This is a genomic window from Mycobacterium sp. E2479 (assembly GCF_001667925.1).
Taxonomy (GTDB): Bacteria; Actinomycetota; Actinomycetes; order Mycobacteriales; family Mycobacteriaceae; genus Mycobacterium.
This window is the reverse complement of sequence record NZ_LZJR01000114.1, coordinates 1-25,700: the sequence shown is the minus strand read 5'-3', so window position 1 is coordinate 25,700 and position 25,700 is coordinate 1. Positions and strand designations below refer to the sequence as shown.

At 63.0% G+C, this 25,700-nt stretch carries 20 protein-coding genes, 1 tRNA gene and 1 pseudogene; 10 read left to right on the top strand and 12 right to left on the bottom strand.

Going from position 1 to position 25,700, the window contains the following annotated elements; translation table 11 throughout:
- The 4 genes and pseudogenes from A5686_RS17470 to A5686_RS17455 form a co-directional block, all read right to left on the bottom strand.
- A pseudogene (locus tag A5686_RS17470) lies at nucleotides 1-571 on the bottom strand (hypothetical protein); the annotation flags it as partial.
- Between the two features lie 246 nt (nucleotides 572-817).
- Entirely contained in the window at nucleotides 818-2,836 is a 2,019-nt protein-coding gene (locus A5686_RS27995; protein WP_067936813.1) for a hypothetical protein, read from the bottom strand.
- Nucleotides 2,837-2,944: 108 nt separating this feature from the next.
- On the bottom strand, nucleotides 2,945-3,517 hold the full coding sequence (gene dcd / locus A5686_RS17460; RefSeq protein ID WP_067936810.1) for a dCTP deaminase: 573 nt from the start codon (nucleotides 3,515-3,517) through the stop codon (nucleotides 2,945-2,947).
- A gap of 29 nt (nucleotides 3,518-3,546) precedes the next feature.
- Complete coding sequence (locus A5686_RS17455) at nucleotides 3,547-4,182, bottom strand: hypothetical protein (protein ID WP_067936807.1); 636 nt, start codon at nucleotides 4,180-4,182, stop codon at nucleotides 3,547-3,549.
- Nucleotides 4,183-4,401: 219 nt separating this feature from the next.
- On the opposite strand from A5686_RS17455, the gene A5686_RS17450 reads away from it, so the two are divergent.
- The 3 genes from A5686_RS17450 (at nucleotide 4,402) to A5686_RS17440 (ending at nucleotide 6,008) form a co-directional block, all read left to right on the top strand.
- Nucleotides 4,402-4,475, top strand: a tRNA-Gly gene (locus tag A5686_RS17450).
- A gap of 88 nt (nucleotides 4,476-4,563) precedes the next feature.
- Nucleotides 4,564-5,292, top strand: coding sequence for a hypothetical protein (locus tag A5686_RS17445; protein WP_067936804.1), 729 nt, complete (start codon nucleotides 4,564-4,566; stop codon nucleotides 5,290-5,292).
- Between the two features lie 59 nt (nucleotides 5,293-5,351).
- The gene (locus tag A5686_RS17440) at nucleotides 5,352-6,008 is read left to right on the top strand and encodes a hypothetical protein (protein ID WP_067936803.1); all 657 of its coding nucleotides are present in this window, start codon (nucleotides 5,352-5,354) and stop codon (nucleotides 6,006-6,008) included.
- 6 nt (nucleotides 6,009-6,014) lie between these two features.
- On the opposite strand, the gene A5686_RS17435 is transcribed toward A5686_RS17440, so the two are convergent.
- The 8 genes from A5686_RS17435 to A5686_RS17400 form a co-directional block, all read right to left on the bottom strand.
- On the bottom strand, nucleotides 6,015-7,445 hold the full coding sequence (locus A5686_RS17435; RefSeq protein ID WP_067936800.1) for a tyrosine-type recombinase/integrase: 1,431 nt from the start codon (nucleotides 7,443-7,445) through the stop codon (nucleotides 6,015-6,017).
- Nucleotides 7,445-8,122, bottom strand: coding sequence for a recombinase family protein (locus tag A5686_RS17430; RefSeq protein WP_369829718.1), 678 nt, complete (start codon nucleotides 8,120-8,122; stop codon nucleotides 7,445-7,447). Before A5686_RS17430 ends, A5686_RS17435 begins: the two co-directional genes overlap by 1 nt.
- Nucleotides 8,119-8,358, bottom strand: coding sequence for a hypothetical protein (locus tag A5686_RS17425; protein WP_067936795.1), 240 nt, complete (start codon nucleotides 8,356-8,358; stop codon nucleotides 8,119-8,121). Before A5686_RS17425 ends, A5686_RS17430 begins: the two co-directional genes overlap by 4 nt.
- Before the next feature lie 994 nt (nucleotides 8,359-9,352).
- Nucleotides 9,353-10,138 (bottom strand): hypothetical protein, encoded by a 786-nt coding sequence (locus tag A5686_RS17420; RefSeq protein ID WP_067936792.1) that lies wholly within the window; start codon nucleotides 10,136-10,138, stop codon nucleotides 9,353-9,355.
- Entirely contained in the window at nucleotides 10,135-11,499 is a 1,365-nt protein-coding gene (locus tag A5686_RS17415) for a bifunctional DNA primase/polymerase (RefSeq protein ID WP_067936789.1), read from the bottom strand. The genes A5686_RS17420 and A5686_RS17415 overlap by 4 nt, the downstream gene beginning before the upstream one ends.
- Before the next feature lie 165 nt (nucleotides 11,500-11,664).
- Entirely contained in the window at nucleotides 11,665-11,889 is a 225-nt protein-coding gene (locus A5686_RS17410) for a hypothetical protein (RefSeq protein ID WP_231986405.1), read from the bottom strand.
- A gap of 222 nt (nucleotides 11,890-12,111) precedes the next feature.
- Nucleotides 12,112-12,402 (bottom strand): hypothetical protein, encoded by a 291-nt coding sequence (locus A5686_RS17405; RefSeq protein WP_067936786.1) that lies wholly within the window; start codon nucleotides 12,400-12,402, stop codon nucleotides 12,112-12,114.
- Nucleotides 12,399-13,016 carry a hypothetical protein gene (locus A5686_RS17400; RefSeq protein ID WP_067936781.1) on the bottom strand — a complete coding sequence of 206 codons (618 nt, stop codon included), beginning with the start codon at nucleotides 13,014-13,016 and terminating at the stop codon, nucleotides 12,399-12,401. The genes A5686_RS17405 and A5686_RS17400 overlap by 4 nt, the downstream gene beginning before the upstream one ends.
- A 562-nt stretch (nucleotides 13,017-13,578) precedes the next feature.
- On the opposite strand from A5686_RS17400, the gene A5686_RS17395 reads away from it, so the two are divergent.
- The 7 genes from A5686_RS17395 to A5686_RS27635 are packed head-to-tail and all read left to right on the top strand — an operon-like array spanning nucleotide 13,579 to nucleotide 25,455.
- Nucleotides 13,579-14,031 carry a WhiB family transcriptional regulator gene (locus A5686_RS17395; protein ID WP_067936778.1) on the top strand — a complete coding sequence of 151 codons (453 nt, stop codon included), beginning with the start codon at nucleotides 13,579-13,581 and terminating at the stop codon, nucleotides 14,029-14,031.
- Nucleotides 14,032-14,046: 15 nt separating this feature from the next.
- Entirely contained in the window at nucleotides 14,047-16,020 is a 1,974-nt protein-coding gene (locus A5686_RS17390; RefSeq protein WP_067936774.1) for a hypothetical protein, read from the top strand.
- Nucleotides 16,017-16,550 carry a hypothetical protein gene (locus tag A5686_RS17385; protein ID WP_067936771.1) on the top strand — a complete coding sequence of 178 codons (534 nt, stop codon included), beginning with the start codon at nucleotides 16,017-16,019 and terminating at the stop codon, nucleotides 16,548-16,550. The genes A5686_RS17390 and A5686_RS17385 overlap by 4 nt, the downstream gene beginning before the upstream one ends.
- Nucleotides 16,547-20,239: a DUF6079 family protein gene (locus A5686_RS17380; RefSeq protein ID WP_067936768.1), complete on the top strand. Its 3,693-nt coding sequence runs from the start codon at nucleotides 16,547-16,549 to the stop codon at nucleotides 20,237-20,239. Before A5686_RS17385 ends, A5686_RS17380 begins: the two co-directional genes overlap by 4 nt.
- The gene (locus A5686_RS17375; protein ID WP_082947678.1) at nucleotides 20,236-22,845 is read left to right on the top strand and encodes a DNA methyltransferase; all 2,610 of its coding nucleotides are present in this window, start codon (nucleotides 20,236-20,238) and stop codon (nucleotides 22,843-22,845) included. The genes A5686_RS17380 and A5686_RS17375 overlap by 4 nt, the downstream gene beginning before the upstream one ends.
- Entirely contained in the window at nucleotides 22,796-25,231 is a 2,436-nt protein-coding gene (locus A5686_RS26765; protein ID WP_197520612.1) for a DEAD/DEAH box helicase, read from the top strand. Before A5686_RS17375 ends, A5686_RS26765 begins: the two co-directional genes overlap by 50 nt.
- Nucleotides 25,232-25,281: 50 nt before the next feature.
- Nucleotides 25,282-25,455, top strand: a complete 174-nt coding sequence (locus A5686_RS27635) for a hypothetical protein (RefSeq protein WP_197520611.1) — start codon at nucleotides 25,282-25,284, stop codon at nucleotides 25,453-25,455.
- The last annotated feature ends 245 nt before the right edge of the window (nucleotides 25,456-25,700 follow it).

Genomic DNA, 25,700 nt, shown 5'->3' with positions numbered 1-25,700 from the left:
GGACGTCGACGCCGGAACCGACCAGAACCAGGCCCTCCGGGTGTGTTTCGAGCGCTTCGGCACTGGAGGCCATGTCGACGAGTTCGGCTACCGCTTGGTCTTCGTCATCCGCGAGTGCTCTGCGGCGCACCTCCGAGACCGAGCCGTCAGCGGTGTCGACCACGGCCAGGGTCGCACTGTAGGGCTCCACGAAGAGCAGCGCAGTGCGCGCGTAGTTGGTGGCGTCGCCAACAGCTTGCGTCAGCGCAGCAGCGGCCATGAAGGCCGAGACCAGCATGACGTTTTCGACCTTGTGCGAAATCAGGGCGTCGCGCAGCATCGCCGCTTCGACGTGATCGGTCCACGTCACACCCGTCGAAAGCAGTTGGTAGCCGCCGTCGGCGGCGCCTTCCCGGGTGCCGAGAATGGCCGAGATCACCTCATTGGGAGCGGTGGCGGGGCTGGCAGTGCGTTGGGTGTCGACGTCGAAGTCGTCCTCGTCGACGGTGACCCCGTCGGCGCATTCTCCTTCGACCAGCACCATGCGCACCTTCGTCGGCGTCATCGAGACGCCAAGCACGATGCCCACCACCGCTTACGCTCCTCCTGCCCAATGTTTGCTGTGGTGCCCAATATTCTCGTGGGCAACATCACTATTTTTGGGTCACCAGGAATTCGTGCCATACCAGAGTGAGGGCCGCATGCCCACTCATGTTGCTGGGCTGATGAAATTCTGGCGCATGAGGCGGCAATCATTTGGCCGGCCTCTATGCCTCGACCCTACCCGCGTGATCTCGGCGGTGAACGCCGATTGCTGTGGGTTGGTTGGCAAACCGGACTAGTGGTGCCCGCCGCCTCCGCCGCTGTGGCCGCCACCGAAGCCGCCACCACCGAAGCCGCCACCGCTGTGGCCGCCACCGAAGCCGCCGCCGCCACCACCGAAGCCGCCACCGCTGTGACCACCACCGAAGCCGCCGAGCCCACCACCACCGGGAGCCGGAGCGTGGCCGCCACCGAAGCCGCCAAGCCCACCACCGGGAGCCGGAGCGTGACCACCGCCAAAGCCGCCAAGCCCACCACCGCCGGGACCACCTGCGGGAGGGGTCGGAACGTGCCCACCACCCAAACCTCCCGGGCCGTTCTCGCCAGGCGTCGGAACGTGCCCACCACCCAAACCACCCGGACCGCTACCAGGCGTCGGAACGTGCCCACCACCAAGACCTCCCGGGCCGTTCTCGCCAGGCGTCGGAACGTGCCCACCACCCAAACCACCCGGACCGCTACCGGGCGTCGGAACGTGCCCACCACCCAAACCACCTTGACCGGTACCAGGCGTCGGAATGTGCCCACCACCAAGACCACCCGGGCCGTTCTCGCCAGGCGTCGGATTGTGGCCGCCTCCGTAGTTACCGGGACCGTTCGGCTTGGGCGCGGTGCCCGCACCGGGGGGAGTTTGGTGCGGTGGTGACTGCGGGACGCCGACCTTCGGGGGTGACGGTGGCTCGGGGATGTGCACCGGCCGCTGGGGCTGCACCGGCTGCGGGATGGACAAGCGCGGGGCTTCCAGCATCGGGGGGCTTTCGACCGGGTTGGGAAGCGGAATGCGGACGGGCACCGGAACCGGCACCGGAGGAACCACGACGGGTACCGGAACAACCGGGGCCGCGGGCAGCGGAGGCGCAGCGGGCGGCGGAACCGCGGGCAATGGCGCCGCGACCGGGGGGCTCAACGGCTGGGGCGCGGCCGCGGGGGCGGGCGGGCTGATCTTCGCCAGCGGTTCGGACGCCTGCACCGGCGCCGGGGCAGGCGCCTGCTCGGGGACGATCAGGTGCTGGCCCGGGGTCGGCTGCAGGCCAACGGTTCCCGTCGTGCGGATACCGATGGCCAACGCGATCTCGAGCGCCAGCACCGCGCTGATCCCGACCACCGCCAGCCCGCTACCGACCAGCAGGACCGGCCGCCGCTTCGGCTGGCTTTCTTCGGAAAGGAAAAGCTTCTCGATGACTACGGTCGGTGAATCGGCTTCGTCGTCGCCCACTGCGCTGTAGGCGAGCTCGTCGTCGCCCTTTTCCTGCCCGGACGGGACATACAGGTACTCGGGGAGGGAATACTGGTCGACGGCGCCGGTACCGGGGTCTTGCGCGTAGGCCAGCGCGGCGGTCGACGAGGCGAACAGCGGCGCGTTCGCCGAGGCCAGTGCCGCGCCGCGGGCCAGCGCCGTCTCGGGCTCCTCGGCCACACTCACGTCGAGGGACGTCGTTGACTGCAACACCGGCTTCAACGGGGCGACGTCAACGCCCGAGCCGACCAGGAACAGCCCGCCCGGCAGGAGTTCCAGCTTCTCCATCCCGGCGACCATCGCGCTGAGCTGCTCGCCGGCGTCGCCGTAGGAGTCCGCGCGGATCTGCTGTTTGTAGACGTCCGGGATGGAACCGTCGGCGGTCTCGACGACCGCCAGCGTCGCACTGTCGGGCTCCACCAGCAGCACGGCGGTGCGCTCGTAACCCATTGCGCCGCCGACGTTTTGCGCCAGCGCCGCCGCTGCCAAAAAGGCCGAGACCAGCATCACGTTGTCGATCCGGTGAGCGGTCAGAGCGTCGCGCAACGCCGCGGCCTCGAGGGGATCCGTCCACGTCACACCGATGGACGACAAGTCAAGGCCGGCATCGATCGCACCCTCGCGGGTGCCCAGGATGGCGGAGATCACCTGATCGGGTCCGGTAGTGGCGGCCGCATCGTCGACGTCGGTGACGTCGAACGTGTCCTCTTCTACGGTCGCACCGTCGGCGTATTCGCCTTCCAGGACGACCATTTGGATCGATGACGGTGCCATCGACACCCCGAGCACGATATCCAATACAAACCCCTCCAAAGGTATTGCACGATGAACCATGGCCAGGCGGAGGAAAAAAACCATGGCTAACTAAGTATCGCGCACCCGGGGAACGAGAGAGCCCCGCAGAACCTATGTAGTCCGTATGAAGTTCTGATAGGAGCGCGACGGGGTCGGTCCCCGCTGGCCCTGATACTTCGAACCTACTTTGGTACTGCCATAAGGGTGTTCGGCCGGACTGGTCAGCCGCAGTATGCACAGTTGACCGATCTTCATCCCGGGCCACAGGGTGATCGGCAGGTTGGCGACGTTGGATAGTTCGAGCGTGATGTGCCCACTGAAGCCGGGGTCGATGAATCCGGCGGTCGAGTGCGTGAGCAGGCCGAGGCGACCCAGTGACGACTTGCCCTCCAGGCGCCCGGCGAGGTCGTCGGGCAAGGTGATGAGTTCCAGCGTCGATCCGAGCACGAATTCCCCGGGATGCAACACGAACGGCTCCCCCGCGGCGGGTTCGACCAAGCTAGTCAGCTCGTCCTGCTGCTTGGCCGGGTCGATGTGGGTGTAGCGGGTGTTGTTGAACACCCGGAACATGTTGTCAAGCCGCACGTCGATGCTGGACGGCTGCACCAGGCTGTCTTCGAACGGGTCGATGCCCAACCGGCCAGCGCTGATTTCGGCCCTTAGGTCGCGATCGGAGAGCAGCACGCGACGAGCCTAGCTTCTGCGGATTGCGCTCAGCGGAGATAGACCTCGCTGCCGCTGGGATATCCGCCGCCGACGGTGGTGACGTGCACGTGGTCATAGTGACCGAGCCGGCTCGGCTGCGCTCCGCCGGGCGTGTAGTAGACGCCGCGCCAGATCGCATCTTGGATGCCGAACCGGTTGGCGTTCTGCAGCACATAGGCGACGATCTCGTTGCCCAGTGCGATGCCCTCGGCCGATTGCGGGTCGGGAATAATCACATCGAGCGCCAGGCCGAGGGGGTGCCACGGCAGCGGATCCGGGCGCACTCCCCCGATCTCGTGGATCTGCGGGAAGTCCGCGGTGATGCTGCGAGCGGTCAGGATCGTCCGGATCTGCAGGCCGTGTTCCGGGGCGAGGTCGGCGGTCAGGAAACGGGCACGGGTGTGATACCGCGACGCCGCGGTGGGCTCGCCGTCAGCGGGTTCCTTGATAAGCCGATGCGATGCGGCGGTCACGATTTCCGCGCAGCATGGGGTGACGTCACTGATAACGGGCTTGGCTTCGGTACGGGGCGCAAATGGATGGACGTCTGCGGACACCGCGAAGAACACGGCCGCGGGGGCGAGCACCGCTGCCAGGGACACCGACGGTTTGCGCCGCTTCCTGGCTAATCTGTGTCGACCCATCCCGAGCACATTACGGTGCGATAACGAAATAATAAACATGGGTTGTTTAAGAATTGCGTCACAGCCGGCTCAGATTTCGCGCGTGCGTGGCCGGGCAAGCTGCCGATCAGGTTTGGTATATGTGCTCTAATGACCTCGCGCAATGGTGGTCGTCCTAGCCCGGCCGCCGTTGCGGGCGAGCGGCCGGGGCGTCGAATGCTAGCCTGCTGAGGCCACCACGCCGATGTAGTTCAATGGCAGAACATCAGCTTCCCAAGCTGAATACGCGGGTTCGATTCCCGTCATCGGCTCCACTGTTACCTCGGGTTTTACCCCGATCTGCGCGCCCAGTAGGGGAAGCGGTCCCCTAACGGTCCCGTACTCGGCTCTACTATCCCAGGCATGCCACTGAAGGTCTGGCTCGCCGGTGAGCAACTCGACCTCCAGCGCCTTGCTGCTCTTTTCTCAGACGGCGATGTGCGGGTCGTCCCAGACAAGGACGAGGACGGTCGTTACTACCTGACAGCGGTGGGCCTCGACCAGGCACACGAGGAGAACCGCGTCTACCCCACAGTTCAACTTCTGCTCGGATGGATCAACGGCGCGGCGAAGGTGGAGATTCCGGACTTTCACGACGTGACGTACGCCGGGCGTTACACCACGGCTAACGGCGACCAAGTGATTCAACCCGCCGCAGCAGTTCTGCGGCTCCGAGTGGGTATGACCGCTACCGCGGTGGTGCGCGGCCCGGACGGCGAAGTGAAGCCATCGCCGCAGCCACCCGCTGTAACTCGCGTCGCCCTCGCCGCGTCGAACGAACAAGTCGCCAAGGTGCTGACGCTAATGGCCGGCGACCGGAACTGGGATGACCTCTGGAAGGTGTACGAGACGATCCGCAAGGCGGTCGGCGGCACAAATGCTCTCGTGAATCAGCTCCAGTGGATTACCGAGGGTGACAAGGAAGCCTTCAGGGAATCAGCGAACAACCCCGACGTCAGCGGGGACGACGCGCGCCACGCGATCCCGACGAGTCCAACACCACCGACGCGAACGATGACGATCGGTGAGGGCCGAGCCTTCATCAATGATCTCATCGCGAAGTGGACCGACTGGGTGATCGCAAACCCCTAACAGCTCAGTTCGGACGCATGGCGCCGGAGATGTCGGCCTGGTAGTGGACGATATGGCGCATGACAGGTGACGTGGATGAAGCGACCAACGCCCGTTTTCGCGCCGAGCTACGTAAGCAACTCGGGTTCCTCGGAAGAACCGCGAAGCTGTTTGACGAGGGGCACGAGGACGAGGGCGTTCGCCTCGCGGCCGTGATGCGGGTGCTTTTCCACGACACCTTTCATCCGAAGACTGGAAAGCCAAACAGCATCTCCCTGTTGACCCACCTCGGGATGCGGGAAGGTTGCACCATGCTCGCCACGCCTCCCACTCAGCTCGCGGACTGGAGGGATTTTCTAGCCGTGAAGATCGACCTAAATTCAGCAACGCCGAGCTCGCTCCTGCCGAGACTGGACCTCCAACTGATCGAAATCCCGTTTTCGACTTGGTGGGATTCAGATTCGGTTAGAGCCAAGGCATCGGTCTCACGTCGGCGGCTCATAACGAACGCCGCCAACAAAGACGGCGGGGCCCACGTCGACCGCAAGCTAGAACGGTTCTACGAGGAACTCATGCACGCCAACTGGTCTTTAGGAATCACTGGCAACCTCACATATGACGGCCCGCCGCCATTCGAACAGGGCGTCACCCAGTACCCAAGAAATGCTCACCTGGCGCTGCTCCGGCAGTTCGCCTACGAGGTCCTTGCAACTGCCGAGCGATTCGGATGGTCCTGATATCGCTTAACCACGAAGCGCTACAACATTTCCTGCGTACAACGGCTTTGGTTCCGCCAGCGCGCTTAGCGCCGCCATGTTGCCGGTGTGGTCGTCGGTGTTGATCAGGTGGGCGTAGACGGTCAGCGTCGTTTTGACGTCGCGGTGCCCCATGAGCTCCGCGATGTCGATGGGCCGGATGCCGGCCGCGAGGCACAGGCTCGCGTAGGTGTGGCGTAAGGAATGGAACGACTGGTCAGGGTCTACCTTGGTGGTCGGCGTAAGCCTGTTGGCGCGCAGCACCGCCGGTCGGTAGACGGCCTTGTAGAACGTCGCGTGGCGGAGCGGCTGGTTCCAGTCGAGCACCAATCGCTTCTCGGCGTCTTCCACCGATAGTTCGGCCAGGGCGTTGGCCTGCCGCCGGGCGCGGGACTTCGCGGTGGTGCTCGGCGCAATCTCTTCCACACCCGTCGTGGCCGCTCCTGGCTCGCCGGGCGTCGCCCGCACTCCGGTAGGCCGGGGCCGGATGAGCACCATCGCGGGCCACAGCGGGGCGTCAGGTTCGTCCCGGTGCGGGTGCTCGGCGAGGTAGTCGCGCAGTAGCGCGGTCGTCTCAGCGGTCAACGGCACGCGGCGGTAGCTCTGCTTAGTCTTGAGCGGGCCGTACTTGACTACCGAACCGTTGGGCCGTGCGGCTTGCTCGACCCGCAGCACACCAGGCTTCGCCGGGACGTTCGGGTTGAGCGGCGGGTCCACTAGTTCGACGTTGCCCACGGTGAGCCCGTCCAACTCGGCCGCGCGTAGACCTGCCCACGCGGCGACGTGCACCAGAACGTTGTACGGCCAAGGCGTTGCGTCTACGAGCGCCGAGACTTGCACCGGCGTAAGGAACCTCGCGCGGTCGGCGATTTCGCCGACCTTACCGCCTTTGGTCCCGGTCTCCTTCGGCAGCTTGACGTAATCGGCGGGGCTCTTCGCCAGCCGGCCATCGACCACCGCCTGCTCCAGCACCATCCGCACTGTCCAAAAGGCGTGCCGGACGGTGCTCGGCTTCTTACCCGCATCGGTGAGACGGTTAACCCAGGCCTGGATGTACTCGCGGGTGATCTTGTTCAGGGGGTAGTTGCCGAACACCGCGTCGATGCCGAGCGTCTTGCCGTCGCCGCGACGGGAGTTGGCCGGGGCGAGCGCGGAACGGTGGTTGGCGGCGTTGTTGCGGGTGTCCGCCTTCCGCGATTCCAGCCAGATCGCCGCCGCGTCGCGGAACAGCATTTTGCCCTTGCCGGGGTCGAAATCCATCCCACTCAACGCTTCGGCATCGGCCTTGGCGGCGAACGCCTTGGCGTCCTTGCGGGTGCGGAAGCCGCCCTTGGTCCGCTCCTTGCCGTCCGGGGCGTACCAACGCACCACGTATGTTGTTGTCCCGCTCGCGCGTACGCGCTTCTGAATGCCGGCCATCAGCTTGCTTCCATTGCTGTTGCGGCGGTGGCGCTCGCGTAGATGCGCCGCACAGTGGAGGTCTGCCAGGTGGGCAGGCCAGCTGGGCTCAAGACGCCTTCGGCTGCCAAGGTGGTCGCGATCTTGGCGAAGCTCAGGCCGGTGTTGCGGTCCATAACGATTCGTCGCACGACGCCAGGCGGTGCCTGCCTGGGCCGGCCAATGCGCTCGCCGCGTGCCCGCTTCGCCGCGAGACCGGCCTTGGTGCGCTCGCTGATCAGCTCGCGCTCATACTGGGCGAAGTTGACCAGGTTCATGGCCACCATGCGGCCCGCTGCCGTCGTCAGGTCAACGCCGAGGTCCAGCACCACCAGCGACCAGCCTTGGGCTTGCGCGTCTTCGATTATGTTGGCCGCGTTGACGATCGACCGCGACAATCTGTCTAGCTTGGCGACCACCAGCCCGTCGCCTTGTCCGCTAGCCAACAGCTGCAACGCTTCTCGTAGATGCGGGCCGATCACCTTGCCGCTGACACCAGCGTCCGTGTAGTGCTCCACGGCCCAGCCTCGACGCTCGGCTTCGGCGTCAATGGTTGCGCGCTGCGCTTCCAGGCCATTGCGTTTCTCGGCTTGCTCCTCAGTGCTGACGCGGCAGTAGCCGAACATTAGCGCGCCCTGTGGATTTCGCACCGCGCTCATACTTCTGGCTCCAGATCCGCGTCAGGGAAAGCCACGGCCTCAGCCAGGTGGTCTAGGCGAATGTTGTTGCGCGTCTTGTGGTCCGCGAACACATTGGTTACGACGCCCACCGCGCCGATCAGCGGCGTTCCGGTCCAGTCGATTGCGTCGGGGTGTGCCGCGTCCGTAATGGCTTCGCGGCCCTCGTTGGTCACCGACACCACGCGTACGCGGTCGCCGGGTCTGAATCTGCTCACTTTGGTTCCTCTCGTCGGGGCGGAAACGGTCGGTTCCGCCTTACGCCCCGAACGCTACTCCATCTAGCACACCTTGCTATAGCTCTTCAAAAGGGTGTTTATCTTCTGTGGCAAACGTCTGCAGGGCTGGCCCCGCCCCCCTGCTCGCGCCGCGGCGTTGGCGCCGGAATCGGACCTAGCTGATGACGCGAATTAAGTCGGCCCGAACTGCCGCCTGCTAGCTGCTACCGAATGCAGGCTCATCGCCCGCGGCCTGCGTGCCGCTTCCGACCTTTGCGTGGGAGTGGACTGTTTCGCATCCGGGATTCCCGCATCAGCGCGGCCGCTTCCTCTTGGTTAAATAACCGGGGCGGGGGTGGTACTGGCCCCGTAGATGTTGCCGATTCGTCGGCGGGTGCGTCTGGCGGGTCGGTACGTTCGGCAGCGTCTATGGCACCGCGAGGCTGGTATACGTGCGCCTCCCGCGGTGGTGTGGCTCCTGTCGGCTCGGGCTCCAGGTAGTGGCCGTCAATAATCCCCAAAGCTACGAGGAGTCGCTCACCCCACGGCGCGGGTAGACCCCGGCCGTCGCGCAAAACGCCTGCACGGTCCATGGCATGAATCAGGGCATTAGCGATGTAGTTAGTCATGGCGGCTTGTCTTTCCGCTGCCTTAGCACGTACCTGCGGCGCCATGCCGCCGTGTACCCGACACACCGTCGTGCCCCGCATTGCCCAAGCACCGCAGGGCTTCCCGTCGCGCTGCCGGTGCGCCCTACAGCGATTTGTGTAGCGCAGGCGGCCTTCATAGCCCAAGCCTTTACTCATAGGTCACAAATGTCCTCTACTAATAGGTTCTCTTCTTCGATCTTCCGACAAAGCGGGCAACCGAACCCGTACCTATAGGCGGGGGCGGGTACGGGTTGACTTCCGTACCCCGCCCGCCTAGGCCGCCGTGTGGAGCAACCCGTACCCTCAGCCGGTACGGGTTGAAAGTTGCTACTAGCAGGCGCTTTTCACTCATCGTCGGCAACCCGTTCCGAACTCGTACCGTCGTCGGTATCGGTTGAGTTCGTATCTTCCGAGTCCGTCCGGAGCTCGTCCCGCCGGAACCGTTTCCTTCGTATGCGTTCCGCGTTCGTTCCTTCTCCGATGAGATCGCGTGTCACCATCCGCGTTCCCTCTTTGCGTTCGGTGCCTTTCACCACCAGGCCACCGTTCGTCTTTAGATCCGCAAAGGCTTTTCGAGCCTTCTCGCGGTTACCGCCGACCTTGTCGAGAACTTGCGTTTCGGTCAGCTCAAATGGGTGATCGGCGATGACTTGCAGTATCGCCGTCACCGTTGCGTCAATCCTGCCGTCCGGCGACTTTGCGGCCATCGGGCGGGCCTCCCAGTCGACGCTGGCCCACAGGATCACATCCGGGTCGCTTTTGTCCCTTTCCAGCGTCCAATCGACCTCGAGGTGTTGCCCTCCGCCCCGACGTGTGCCGGTCTCCACCTCTAGCCAGAACTTGCCCTCATCGAAATTGGGTACTTCCCTGTGTTTTTGCAGAATCCACGAATCGGCCCACACCGCCATGCCGGCTTGCGCAATGTTGGCAAGGTCCAACCGTCCATTTGCGGTCTTGTTGAAGTGGTCGCCGACGATCAGCGCCGCTTCATCCCCAATCATCGTCCGCAGGTCGGCCAACATCGGCCCGCGCGCGTAGACATTCTGCACCTCAACGTCACTCGGGTGGTACGCGTATAGCGGGTCCAGAATCACCAGCTTGGGTTGCAACTCGTCCAGGTGCCGTTTCACAGCATCGGTGAACTCCTATCGGTTAGTGTGCCGACGCCGAACTCTGCACCGAAAGGCAACTCTCGCAGCACTTTCGCGCTAATCCCATATCGTGCCGCAATGACCTGATGCCGGTTTGCGAACGTGTTGCGTCCACCTTCACCTGACAGGTACAGCACGGCACCCGACGATGTCACGTGGTACCTGCCGAACAGTGCCGTGCCAGCGGACACCGCAAGCGCAATCGCCTGTAGGTTCCACGTCTTCAGCGACTTCTTGTCACCCGCGAGCACCCCCGCCGAGCGCTCCGGCCAGATCCCCCGCACTAGCCAGCGCATCGGCTCCACCGGTTCAGCAAGCTCCCGGGCAGTCACTAGCCGATAACGCCCGCCCCCATACTCTGCCGGTTCAACCGGCAGCGCGCGCAACTTTTCGTCAAACGTGTCGGGGTGCCATCGACCGCCAGGGGCCAGCGCGCGTTGCGACAGTTTGAAGTTCTTAACGTCGACGAAACCGTCCTTCCGGGCGCGCAGCTCGTCCGGGTCGACACCGCCTTCCTCAGCAGCCACATACCGCGCCGCAGCCATGAATTCGCCGCCTCCCGGCCGCGGTCGACGCTTAGGTATGGGTTTCTTGTACGCAGCGTGGAACGCCTCGCTCAGCGCGTCGGTCAGCCGCCGCGCCGGGTAGTAACCTGCGATTGCGTCTCGGTATCCAAACCCCAAAGCCTTGACCATCGCGTAGTGGCGACTGACACCGGCGGCCACGTCGGCGCGGAACCTATCGATGACCACGTTCATCGCGCCGGGTCGATCGTCGCGGTCGTGCGCTCGCAGAAACTCTTCGAAGGCCGCATCGGTCAGCGGCTCAACATCATTGGTATTGGCGGCCGATAGGCACTCGCGCAGCGCGGCGGGCGGTGATGTGACGACGGGGCCAGCCTTGGCCCAGTGGTAGTGCCCACCACCCGGATGCGGGGTCGGCGCGGCGACGACGACGCCGTTCTTGCCACGCACCTCTCCGTAGGTCGCGAACGCACCGGCGCGGTTGCTCAACGATTCGCCTTGTGGCATCGCGAAGACATAGTGGCCACGGTCGCCAACCGGCCGGGTGAGCTGGATTGCGTCTGCCGACCGCAGCGCTTCTACGAACCGCCCCGGCACAGTATCGAAGTCGTCGGCGTCGAGATCAAACATGACCGCGCCAGATCGTCCACAGTGCAGTGCGATCCCATAATTCGGCTTCGCCGACCACCAGCGGCGAATCTGCTCAGGGTCGCGGCTCGACAGCTCGTGCCACTTACCGCCCACGACACTGCCGGGGTTCTTGATGTTGGCGGGATCGGTGGGGAGCACGTACCATCCCGCCTCGGCGTAGGCCAAGGCTGCTCCTTTCAGAGACAGGCCAGCCACGTCAGGCACATACAATTCCCTGCCCCGCTTCGGGTTTCGGCGGGGCATATTCTCAAGTACCATAAGGGATTACCTGCTTCTAACCATCTGATTCGGGTAGTCGCCCCCGGACCGCCAGATCCGGGGGCGACGCTTTTATTGGGCGGCAGGAGACTTCACGCGGTACACGCCGGTCTGCCTTCGAGAGGCAATCCAATGCAGGCCGTCTCGCTTCGAGAAAAAGTTGGAGTTTCCCAGCCGCGTAGGAATGATCTCCCTGCGGATCACCGCGTGCTTGATGCTTCGACGGGTTACCGGCAAGCCTTCGTCATAATGCAGGTATTCCCATAGCTCATCTTCGGTGAGCACGGGCTTATCCATGTCGTCCACGGACGCCTCCAAATATCCGGTCTCGCCTGCGGAAAACGCCGACGGGACAACGTGACTCGGGAGGCGCAGCGCACAACCTGCGAGAGCGCAGGGGCGCGCAACACGAGCACTTAACTACAGACCGGACCGCGAACGGCCGGTACCTAGACTATACCCGCGCCGCGCCGCGCACGCCGGAAGTAGAACGGCGAACGTGACTGCGGCGGTTAGGGTTTACGTGTTCAGCTGTGCATAGCCGTGTTTCACAAGATACTTCTGCCATGCCTCCTCCATTTGCTTCTCATCGAAACCACGCGTCTCATACGAGCCCGGGAATCCGCTGAACCGCAGGTCAAAGTAGACCCGATTGAAGGTGGGCTCATCGATGCTTTCGATGCCTTTACGAATCGCGGCCTCGATGGCCGGGGCCATCTCGGGGTTGGCTCGCCACGCGGCATCCCGGTCAATGATCATGCCCCGCAGATTCTTCAGCATGCTTGCCGGGATTTTCCACGCCGCCTTCATGATTGCGGCTCCACCGCGTAGAGCTCGTCCGCAACCTTCTGCAGCGTGTCGATTGCGCGCTGCAAATCTGAGCGGTACATGAGCTTGCCACGGCTGCCGGTGAACCGGTCATCCTCGCTGATGCGACTCAGCCGGTCCACCGCATGGGTCAACTTGCAAACGGCGTCTCTCCACGCGTCGGTAAGCGGCCGCCGCCTCGGTGTGTCCTTCGGCTCGCGTTTATAGGTCTTGCCGTCCCGTCCGACCGTGTCAGTTGAGGAATTTTCCTCAACTGACCGCAGATCATTGCTCACCGTCTTCTGGTCAACATCGAGCACTGCGGCGATTGCGCGCTGACTCATGCCCTCGCCGGACATCAACGCCGCCATCCACTTCCGCTCATTTTTGTCGACGGGCGCTATCCGCACCGCTTCGGCGAGATACTCCGGCCATGATCGGAAGCCTAAGGCGACATGGATTTGTCCCTGCTCGGCCTGCTCTAGCAAGGTGAGCAATTCAAACCAGGTGTCAGCGAACTCCTTGCCGGCCACTCTGATCTTCTCATCGAGCGCCTTCGCTTCGGCCTCGGTCAGTGGCTCCAAAGCCTCGCCGTCGATGACTTCGAGTCGGGTCACTTTGTTCCTCCTTAGTTGGTGTCGCTCGTCGCGATCCGGAGAAACAAAAATGGTGCCCCGGAAAGCGACTCCTGCGGTTGCAGGAGCGTCTTTCCGAAGCACCGTCGTAACTGGCAGCTTCGGCGTCGGTCCACTCGCAATTACGGGTTCGCGCCGTTTTACGGGTGGCCTTTCGTTGCCTCACTAAGGCCACCACCACTATATGCATCCGTCGTCGCCCTCGCCACCAATTACGGCTGCCGCCGGCCAGTCCGGTCGTCGGCCCGGTGCCCGGCAACAGCCGGCGCCGACCGGCCGGCATCAGCCCGTCATCGAGAGCTTGTCAGGGGGCGGGTGTACTGTCGTTTTTGCGACACGGAACAACGTGGTCGCCCCGCCGCTCAGTCTCGCCTGAGGGGAACGCAACGCGGGCCAACGTGGCCTGTACGCCGCAGGGGTTGTCACAGACGCCGTTGCCGCCTTCCGAAACGCCAGGGGCCACCTTGGACACCCGGGAGGGGGATCGCGGAGGTACTCGCCCGAGCTCCCCAGCATTACTGGCAGAGAGCTCGAGAGGCTTGAGATGAACCCGTTTCCCTGTGTCGACGAGTCGCGGCTCGTCAACCTAATCACCGACCCCACCACAACGACCCAACGGTGGGCCGAGCGTGCCACTTGCAACCGGCCCTGTTCGGACACGGACGAATATTTCCCTGATGATGGACAGCCAGGCGTGCAAGCACTCGCGCTTTGCTCACGATGCCCTGTTGCCACCGAGTGCCTGGCCACCGCCTTGATCCATGAGTCCCAGAACGGCGAACGCTTCGGCTGGTGGGGCGGCACGAGTCCCGACACCCGCGAACATATCGCCAGCCGGCTGGGCATCAGGACCGTGCGCGTCGAGCTCGACGTCCGCGGGCCGGCCGATATCGCGCGTCACCTGCGGTCGCAGAACCGCACCATCCCCTCGATTGCGGCGGTGCTCGGGTGCACCGAGCGCACCGTGTACCGGTACCTCGCCAACTCGGCGGCCTGAGCGAAGGAGCGAAACATGCCCAAGACCATCGACGAGACCCTGCTACCCCGACCCCCGCAGTTATTGGATCTCCCGGCCCTGGCGCCGGCCACCCGTCGGGCCGCCGACCGGCTCCAGGAGCAGTTCAACCTGTCCCCCGAGGCGGCCGAGGCCTTTGCGGGGGCGGTGGTTGACCCAGCAGAGATCCGCAAAGCCGCCGACAATCCCGAAGCGCTATATGTTCCCGGCGGCACGCTGTTTGGCCTTCGCACCCGGGTGTGGACCCGCCGCGTGATGCCAGACCCGCGAAACCCGCGGATTGGTCCGGCCCGCCGACACCCCATTGCGGTGGCACCTGGGTCGACGGAGGAGGCGCACTTCCGGCCGATCCCCGAGCCCGACCCAGATCCGGATCGCCGACCCGAGCTACGGCTCGCCCTTGAGAGCCGGGAGCATCTCGCGTGGGCATCAGTGATCGCCAAGAAGTTCATCCTGAAAGACAACGACTGGCGCCTGTCCATCCGCCATCAGGGTGTGATGAGCGAGGTATGGCTGTCTGCAGTGACCCTCATGCATGGCGACCGTACTGCACCCGTCACCGTCCCGGTCACATCCGAGGGCAGCAGCCGCGTCGTCGCCTGCCACGACATTCTTGACCTCCGGTCCGCTGACGTGCCGTATACCCGCGATGACCGGGCGCTGCGGTCTATCGTGCGGTCGCTCAACGAAGCGCTAACCAATGGCCCGACGGTCGAACAGGCCGAAGCGCTCCGGTGCGAGACGATCCCTGCGCTTTTGCTCGTGGGCTTCGAGCCCCATCCGAACTCGACGACGACGTTCGCTACGGCCGTGCGCTCGCTTGTTGCTCTCCGCCACGTCGAGCCACCGAAGCCCTGGAACGAGGCGGCGAAGATGGGCTCAATCGCCGACGCCGTTCTTGAGGCCCTTACCGATCAAGGTCTGCTCCGCTCCGATGAGGAGTTATGGCTACTCGGGGAATTGACACCGAAAGAGGCTGAGGCGCGCGGATTCTCGGCAGACCCGGCGGTTCGCGCCGCACGCATCGTTCGGCTCCTTACCGACACCGATCCGCTGGTATACCAGACGATCCGCGTGGCCATTACTGGCCAGACAACCAAACAGCGCATCACCAACAAGTTCAGACTCGAAGTTGCCGCCGCACTCATCCTTAGGGCCGTGAGCACTGCGGATGAGGGCCATAAGGTATCCGATATTTATCGGGCCTTCCAGGCCGGTTTCGCCGACGTTCTAGCGTCAGAGCCGTGGCAGGCTACTTACCGGCCCACTGAGGAAGTGCTCGAAAGCGCGCTTCGCGAGCTTGAGCGCGGCGCCAGCAACGGGGCCGCCTCACTCGAGCTCGCAGCACGGGCCGCGTATCCGCTGATTGTGAGCCGACAACTCTTCCCGGATCGGGGCACCAAGAATAATGACCAGATCGATCGGCGTCACCCCGGCACAGTCATCGATCGAATGCGCACAAATGAATGGGGAATGCGCCAACTCGGTCAAGCCCTCATCGACTACGCCCATGACCGACGGATTCGCGCCGTTTCGCCGACCGGAAAGCCGATCTCACTCGACAATGGCGACGATCAGCTCGTCACCGACAATTGGCTGCGGCAGACATTCCCGCCACCTGGTCGACCCGTTGCCCCCGCTGCCCCGGAGACCGCACACGAGCGCTATCTCGATGCCCTCTCCAAATTCGGCGAGGCAATGGACGGCGTGGATCGCGCCGTAAGACGGCTGCTCGCTGTCGAGGGTATCGATGGTCGCGCGCTGATCGAGACCGAGGGAGTCGACCCGGCGAATGCCGATGCGTGGATGGAGGATGTCATGAAGCTGGTCCAGCTCATCCCGGTCTGGCGCAACACTCACATTTCACGTCATGGTATGGCGCCATCGCCGACAACCGCCTGGCGCGACGACGGCTACGACGCCGAAGATGCCGATAACGGGAACGAAAATGAACCGGATGATGAATCATGACGGCCACCCTCACTGGCTATTTCTCGTACGGTTACGGCGTGGCGCAGCAGATCGATTCATGGCCGGACGCGGGGTACGCGTTGCTCGATGAATTGTCGACGGCGCGAGGGCTTGTCGGGCTGATCTCTGCAGGCACCACGGCGGACTCCGACGACCTCGTCGAACGCTTAGTGAACGACCTTGGGGTCACCAAGGTATCTCTCGGCCGGGCGCTCGCAGCATCATCACAAGCACCCACGACAGATGAAATCGAGCGGGCATGCTCCGATGCGACGGTGATCACCGATATTGACATGCTTTTTTGGCCGACCCTGCATGTGTCGGTTCTGCCGTTCCTCACTAAACATGGTGGCGAGCACGCCACGATCGCAGTATGGCCCGGCGAGATCAGCAGTGGCCGTGCGGTTTACAGCGCACCAGGGCGGCAAGATCACTACGACGTCGCACTGCATAACACCATCGTTCTTCGCCCGCGCCAAACCAGATTTCCCGACGAGCTCCCATTTGTAACCGAGAGGATCCTCCCGTGAAGTACGCCGACCTGTTACAACCCGCCGAGCCGCTTGAAACAGTCAAGCAAATCCGTGCATCGGGAACTCTGGAGAACGCGAAACGCGACGTCGAGACGTTTGTGATATCCGACCGCATGGCCGACCAACTCACGAACATCATCATCCCGGCGCTCCGGTATGACGCCGGCGACAGCAGCAAGAAGGGCGTCTTCGTCGTCGCCACCTACGGCACCGGCAAGACGCACCTGATGTCAACCATCGCCGGCGTGGCGGAGCACAAGTCACTGTCCGACAGCCTCCAGCGACCCGATGTAGCTGAAGCAGCGAAGCTGATCGCCGGGCGGTTCAACGTAATTCGGTTCGATATCGGTGCCACAACCTTGCCGCTTCGCGAGATTGTCGCGATCGAGATCCAGCGCGGGCTCGCACTACTCGGCGTCGATTTCAAGTTCCCCGACTGGTCAGAGGTGACCAACTCCAAAGACGCGTTCACCGACATGATGGCTGCATTCGAAGCCGTCCATCCCGACCACGGCTTGCTTTTCGTCCTCGACGAGCTACTCGACTATCTGCGGGGCCGCAAGGACGGCGAACTCGTCTATGACCTTGCGTTCCTGCGTGAGATCGGCGAGATTGCCGCATCTACCCGATTCCGGCTGATTGCGGGTCTACAGGAAGCGATCTTTGACAACCCACGCTTCGCCGGCGTGGCCGACACCGTGCGGCGCGTCCGCGACCGCTTCGAGCAGGTCCGAATCGCCAAGGAAGATGTTGCTTTCGTCGTCGAACGTCGACTCCTCAACAAGGACGCCACCCAGCGAGCCAAGATCGCCGATCACCTCCAGACGTTCGCGCCGCTCTACGACGGCATGGCCGAGCACATGGACGACTTCGTGGCACTGTTCCCGGTCCACCCCGACTACCTGCGCACCTTTAACGACATGCGCATGATCGAGAAGCGTGAGGTGCTGCGCACCGTCGAAGCCGAAGTAAACAGGCTGCGCGACAGCGATATCCCGACCGACCGCCCCGGCCTCATCTGTGCCGACAGTTACCGGGCTCGCCTCGCAGACGACCCGTCTACTCGCACAATCCCCGAGGTCCAGCTCGTCCTTGAGAAGAGCGACGTGCTGCGCAGCAAGGTAGCCAGCACCATGCCTGATCAGCAGTACGTCAACACCGCCCTGCGCATCATCGACGGCCTAACCATCCACCGGCTCACCACTGATGATGTGAATCGGCCGATCGGCATGACCACCGAGATGCTCCGCGACGAACTCTGTCTCCTACCGCCTGGATTGCCCGAACGCGACTCACTTTTTTTGAAGACAACAATCGACACTGTCGTCCACAAAATCCTCACCGCGGTCAGCGGCCAGTTCCTCTCGATCGACCCGGAGAACGGCCAGATCTACCTGGATGTCACCAAAGACATTGACTACGACCAACAGATCGAGCAGCGCGCCGAATCACTTGACGAGCAGGAACTGGATCGGGCGTACTACCTTGCTATGGAGCAGGTTCTCGGTGTCAGCGATGACCCGTACGTCGCCGGCTTCCGTATCTGGCAGTACGACCTGCCGTGGGCGACTACGAATGCCGACCGACGCGGCTACCTTTTTATGGGCGCACCCAACGAGCGCTCCACAGCGCAACCGCCGCGGGACTTCTACATTTATTTCATCCAGCCATACGATCCTCCCCGCTTCACCGATGAGGAGAAGCCCGACGAGGTTTTCGTCCGTCTCGCCAAACCCGCCGACGAATTCACCGCAGCGCTGCGCACCTACGCCGGCGCCACCGCAAAGGCCAAGGAATCAACCCAAGCTCATCGGCCGGTCTACGAAGACAAGGCGCGCCGGGCTTTACAGGGCATGGTCGTCTGGCTTCGCACGAACATGGCGACCGCCATGACCGTCACCTACCGCGGTGAGACTAAGTCGCTTGGCACGTGGCTTGCGACTGTCCCAGGCGAGCGGTCCAAGGTGCAGGACCAGATCGACGCTGTCGCCTCGACCGCACTCAACGACCACTTCGGCACCCGGTACCCCGGCTACCCCCACTTTTCCAGGCGCATTACACCGTCGACGCTCGAAGCCGACGTCCGAGTCGCACTCACCCAAATCGCCAGCCGCCGTCCCACCAGTGCTGGTACCGCGATCTTGCAAGCGTTAGAGCTGCTGGCCGATGACGGCACCGAGCTGCGCTCCGATGGCACCTACGCCACCGAACTACTCGCGAAACTCAAGGCGGCTGCAGGCAAGGTCCTCAACCGAAATGATCTCCTGCAGCCGCTAGACCCGGGCGTGCCCGTCTGGGGACCGTGGCACCTCGAACCCGCATGGTTACTCGTGGTTGCCGGCGCGCTATGTCAGCAGGGCGCCATCGAGATCAGCATCGACGGCCAACGGATCGACGCACTTGGCCTCGACCGCCTCACCCGTTACACGCCCGATCAGCTCGCCGAGTTCGACCACCTTGCACCACCTAAGAAGCTGCCAGTCACGCAGTTACGCGCCGTCGTTGCCATCCTCGGCATTCCCGCCGGTGCCGTAAAGGACAGCGGTGCAGACGAGAAACTCGCCATCGAAGTTGTCACCGGCACCAATGACATATTGCGTCGTACCGATTCCGCGTTACGCGCCGTCATTGACGGGGTGGAGCTGTGGGGTGAACCTCTGTTCGACCTCGTTAACGAACGAGCGCGACGACTGGAGAACCTCAAAGACTTCCTCGGGAACCTCAAAGTCCGTGACACCCCCGGCAAGCTCAACAGCCTCAACATCGACGAGACGATCATCAGCCAAGCGGCAGAAGGCAAGGCCGAGCTCACCCGCGTCGAGGACATCATCGCTGCACGTGAAAAACTCAGCGCCGTAGCTGACTATCTCCGCGAAGCCCACGGCGTATTCGGCGCCGGTGTCGAGGAGTCCAGAGACGCGCTTAGGCTCCGCAGTGAGATGACAGAGCTGCTCCAAAGCGCCGACCCGATCGACCCCGCAAGAGTCGTCGCGCTGCGCACCGCCGGCGAAGAGCTTCGGCGACGCTTCGCCGATCTCGCCTCACGCGCCTACCGGCACGACCACATCAACGCAAGTGGTGATGCGAGGAAGCGCAAGCTCCTCGAAGGACCCGTCGCAGTACTCAATCAGCTCCAGTCGGTTTCCATCCTCGCCGCGGGACCGTTCGCCCAACTGCAGGGCGACGTTGCCGAGATCCGGTCGCTGTTTGATATCGATGAACACGCGCTCAAGAAGTCTGTCGTTCTGCCAGATCAGAAGCCACCGCGCCCAATTGACGGACGATCAGCCGATGCCCGGCTCGCGGACTGTGAACGTCGCGCCGATGGACTCGTCTCATCGTGGACCGACACGCTGGTAGACAGCCTGAACGAGCCAGAGATGGCCGAGCAGATCGGCTACCTGAGCGACCCCACCGCCAAGGCGAAGGTAGAAACCCTCGCCCGCACGCGCACGCTGCCAAATCCCATCGACGACGCCTTCCTTGAAGCCCTCAACCAAGTCTTCGTTCGGGTCGACATCCGACATATCACATCGGCGGAGATCACGGCGGCGCTGTTCCCCGACACATCACCTGCCACGGCTGATCAGCTGCGCAATCGCCTCGACACGTTCATCGAGAGCCTCGTACCCGACGTCGACGCCGAACGAGTGAGGTTCCTTCCGACGGGAGACGATGCATCGTGACCGACTTTCCTACCGAAAGGAACAGCTGGGACATCGCCGCTCACCGCGAGCGACTCCGAGACCGTCTTCCCGAGCTGCGTATGTTGCCCGGCGCTCCGCACGGTAATGACGCTGACATTGTCACGATGTCGCTGCCGCCGTACTACACGGCATGCCCGAACCCGGATATCACCGACTGGCTCGAAGCAACCAAACCAGACGGGTACAACGACCGCGAATACGCCGACCCGGGACCGTTCACCACCGACATCTCGGTCGGAAAGTCCAACCCTTTCTACAAAGCACACTCATATCCCACGAAGGTGCCGCATCCGGCGATCATGCGGTTCCTGCTTCACTACACCCAACCGGGTGACGTGGTTCTCGACGGGTTTTGCGGCACGGGAATGACAGGTGTCGCTGCCCAAGCCTGCGGGATGCCGCCGAATGACTTGCGCCGCGAGATCCGAGCCGAAATGGGTGAGCTGCGGTGGGGGGCCCGCCGGGCGGTGCTTGCCGACCTGTCCCCTTCGGGAACCTTCATCGCGGCAGGGGTGAACCTGCCCATCGACGCTGGAGCATTCGATAGGCGGTCCGCGGAGATCCTCGACGAGTTCGAGGCCGAGTGGGGCTGGATGTATAAGACCACCGACGAAACGGGGCATGAGCGAACGATCGATTACACGGTCTGGTCGGAGGTCTTCACCTGTCCATCGTGCGCGGGGCCAATCGTGTTCTACGAGGCGGCATTCGACGCAGGCACTGGCAAGGTGAGCGATACATTCCGGTGCCCCTCCTGCGGCAAGGAGCTCAACAAAGATCGAGTAGAACGTCGCAAGGTTTCTATACGGACCCTTGCAGGTGACCAGATTGACCGTATCGATCTCCGCCCAGTCGCGCTCAAGGCGCGCGGTGTCGCGGCACTAAAGCCGATTGACGATGATGACCTGGCAGTGCTTCGGCGCGTCGGATCATCGACGTTGCCCGCCAGTGTGCCAACTTTGGCTCTGCCTATTGATCAGATGGTGCACGGAACTCGGTTGGCTCCGAAAGGTGTTACCCACGTCCACCATCTTTGGGGTGACCGGGCGCTGGTCAGCCTCTCAGCGCTCTGGAAGTTAGCCTCGGCAGAAGAAGATCCGTTGCTACGCCACGCGCTGCTCTTTTGGGTGGAGCAGGCGATGTGGGGGATGTCGTGGCAGAACAGGTATCGGCCGGATGGCTTCTCCCAGGTGAGCCAGTACCAAAGCGGTATTTATTACATACCGTCGCTGCACTCTGAAACCCATCCTCGTTACAACCTGGAAGGGAGCTCTGCCGCGCGTGGCAAACGGAAATCGCTCGTCAAAATGTGGGATGCGTCGCCGGCCCGCCTAGGTAACGTGGCCACTGCGACAGCGTCATCGACACGATTAAATCTGCCAGACGCCAGCGTCGACTACGTGTTCGTGGATCCGCCATTCGGCGCCAACATTCCATACGCCGATCTCGCCATTTTGATTGAGTCATGGCACGGAGTCCTTACTAATACCTCCGAGGAAGCGGTGATGGGGCGCGCCACGCGATTCGTTCGCACGCTGACGGAGTACGGCGCATTGATCGAGCGGTGCTTCGCTGAGTTCGATCGTGTGCTAAAACCGGGTCGGTGGATGACCGTAGAGTTTTCGAACTCCTCCAATGAGGTGTGGCTCACGATCCAGCACGCGCTTGCAAAAGCGGGCTTCATTGTCGCCGATACGAGGATCATTGATAAGGAGCATCTTTCGTACCGTCAGGTGACCGCAAAGAATGCAGTGAAGCGTGACCTAGTCATTTCTGCATATAAGCCCGCCGACGAGCTCACCGAGCGCATCGGGCCGGCCGCTGGAACACCTGATACAGCGTGGGCATTCGTCCGGGAACACCTTCGGCATCTGCCTGTCACGGTGGAGCGCGACCCGAACGGCGAGATACGTGCGATCCGTGAGCGTCTGCCCGACCGTCTCTACGACCGCATGGAGGCCTTTCACCTCACCCGCAACCTCGCGATCCCGGTGACTGCCACCGAGTTCTACGAGGGACTAACTCAACGCTTCCCCCAACGCGACGGCATGCACTTCCTCGACGAGCAGCTCGAGGCCTACGAGCGTCATCGCATGACAATTAAGGACCTGAAACAAGCTCAGCTGTTCATCACCGACGAGGAATCAGCGATCCAGTGGCTTCGCCAATTCCTGAAGGCACGGCGATCACCGCAACCCTATGCGGCGATCCAGCCCGAATTCTTCCGTGAAGTCCAGGCGGGCCTCCCGGACTGGGAGGAGCCACCAGACCTCAAAGTGCTGCTGGAACGCTCATGCTTACAAGACGGCCAGGGTCGCTGGTATGTTCCCGACCCGAAAAAAGAAGCGGACCTGGAGAAGCTACGCAAGCGGGAGCGCCTCAAGGAATTTGCGACCTACGCATCCGGCAAGGGTGCGCTTAAACACTTCAGTCTCGCAGCGGTGCGAGCGGGGTTCTCCGACGCCTGGGAGCGTCGCGACTTCGCGTCGATCGTCGCGGTCGGTAAACGGCTGCCAGCCGAGGCGTTCGCTCAGGATGATCGACTCCTCTTCTACCTGGACAACGCCGAGCAGCTTGCGGGCTGATATGGAATCCGCTTGGTGGGCCACTCGTGGTGAAGCTGTCAGGATTGTCGCCACCGAAGAGCTATGGGGTGTCTCCATCGCAACAGTCATCTTGCCGTCAACAAACCGGATCGAACGGATCCGCGCCGACGAACTGCGGCCCCTCGCGCGACGCGCATGGAGCTCCGACGAAGTCGCGTGGCGGGCGGCGACAGGGTTGGCGTGGCGTGCTATGTCCAGTGGTGAACCGTTAGCTGTGGCGCAGGGCCGCATTGAGCCACTCCCACACCAACTCGCCGTCCTGGACCGCGCGCTCACAACAAACCCCCTCCGCATCCTGCTCGCCGACGAGGTCGGGTTGGGTAAAACGATTGAAGCAGGGCTCATCATCACCGAGCTCAAAGCTCGCGGCATGATCAATCGAGTACTCGTGGTAGCACCTAAGGGCGTCCAGCTGCAATGGGTGGCAGAGATGGCCGATCGGTTTGGCGAGGAGTTTGTGCTAGTCGGATCAGGCGGTGTTCCGGTGGATATCGGAGCCAACCCGTGGCGGGCATTCGACCAAATCGTCTGCTCACTCGACGCCGTGAAGCCGATTCGAAGTCGTGCTGGCTGGACCCCGGAACGCGTTGCAGCTTTCAATGATCAACGCACACATGGGGTTGTCGACGCCGGCTGGGATCTTGTCGTCATAGACGAGGCTCACCACGTCGCCGGATCTAGCGAAGAAGTCGCCAGGCACCAGCTCGGTCGCCGGCTCGCTGATGCAACCCCACGAATCCTGCTGCTATCGGCCACACCGCACTCCGGCAAGTCCGATGCTTTCGCACGTCTCCTGGGTCTGCTTGACAAACGATTCCTTCACGGACATCCCGTCACCCGGGAAAACGTCGCACCACTGGTGATTCGCACCGAGAAGAGGCACGCCATTGACAACTCCGGTCAGCCGCTTTTCCGACCCCGTAGCACGGTGCTCTCAACGGTCAGATACCAGGATCGGCAGGTTGAGCGCACCTTGTACGAGGCAGTGACCGATTACGTGCGTCATGGGTACCGGCGTGCGCTTGCCGAGCGCCGACCTGCGATCGGCTTTCTGGTGCTACTTATGCAGCGCCTCGTTTCTTCCAGCAGCGCTGCGATTCTCGCTGCGCTGGAACGGCGTCTCATTGCTGTGACGGCGGAAGGGCAGCAGCTCCGTCTGTTCAGCGAACGCATGAGTGAATGGGATGAGCTCTCGGGGGAAGAACAGTTAGCAGCCCTCGCTGATGCTCATGGCGCGGCTTGGGCTGATGAACGGTCCGAAGTTGAACTGCTCATCGACCTCGCACGGAGATCAGTGGCATCTGGAATCGATGCCAAGGCTCGGTACCTACTGGACCTTCTCGCAAATGTTGCGAGGGAAGAAGGCGATCCGTCTATCAAAACGGTGGTGTTCACTGAGTTCATCCCAACCCAGGAGATGCTGCTCGACGTACTCGCCGGTGCGGGGATCACCAGCGTCGCGATCAACGGCACGATGTCAATCACCGAGCGCCGTGACGCCCAAGCAGCGTTCCGCGATGAAGCGAGAGTCCTGGTTTCCACCGATGCCGGCGGCGAGGGGGTTAACCTCCAATTTGCGCACGTCGTCGTCAACTACGACCTTCCATGGAGCCCGACTCGCATCGAGCAGCGCATCGGCCGCGTCGACCGGATCGGCCAATTGCATGACGTGAAAGCGCACAACGTCGTACTTGAGTCCTCAATCGATGCGCGCGTGCTTTCAGTGCTCCAAGACAAACTCGCTGTGATCATGGCCGAGCTCGGTGTCGATAAGACCAACGACGTTCTTGCCTCTATCGACGGTCATGTCGAGGAGCTGTATGCGACAGCACTTCTTGACCCTGATCGTTTGGACATGACGGCCGACACCATCGCGGCCGCAACTACAGCGGATGTCGCCGATGCTGAGCCTCTTCGCCTGGCGCTAGGCGACAGCACCGTGCCAGCGCGTCGTACAAGGCCAGCCGCCTTACGGCGCTGGCTGCAACTCGCGGAAGACGCGCGCGGACGGCTGGGGGTTTACGGCGAACATTTTGACGAAAGTCTTCCAGAAATAATTGCTGGGGAACCGGTCCCCGTGGTCACGGGCGCGGCGGCTGGATGGTGGACTATGTGGGAGATCCGCGTCAGCTCCGAGAGAACCGCCACCGCCCTCTTTATCGCGGACACAGGAAACGTCCGACCCGATCTTGCCGAGCGAACATGGACGGCACTCGCGAATGGGATCGAGCCCACGTCGCTCGTCTCGCTGAGTGAATCGGAGCTCGAGCGATTACGGTCGTTTGCGGCCGACCACGGGTATCGAAATCCGCACGGGACGGTGCCGTCGCTAACATTGCGCCTCGCTGTGCGGGCGCAACAGTGAACGGCTGGGCCCGCCGACAATTCGATGCGGCCGAAGGTGCCACGAGTGGCGTGGTCTTGGTTCTGGACTACGATTCGCTAGTCAACCCCGCCGACACCTCTGGCCAGGTCGAAGTCGTCAACGACTGGTGGTCGCTGCGAGTGATGTACGAACGGCATGGCCGCCGAAGACCTTACGAGACTCCACGGCTAGTGCTCATACTTCGCCCGCCGGTGACGGCGTGAAGGAGCGCCTCAGCGGCGTGTGCTGCATCCGCAGCGACGGCCGAGGCGGCTCGCTCTTGCTCATCTTCGGTCAGCTCCTGCAGCACTCCACGGATATCTGCCGGTCCTGGCAATCGGATCGTAGCGATTGTGACGCTTGCTCGTTCGATATCCCACGGAATGTCGTCAGCCGTCACCGGCGGGCGAAGTATGAGCACTAGCCGTGGAGTCTCGTAAGGTCTTCGGCGGCCATGCCGTTCGTACAT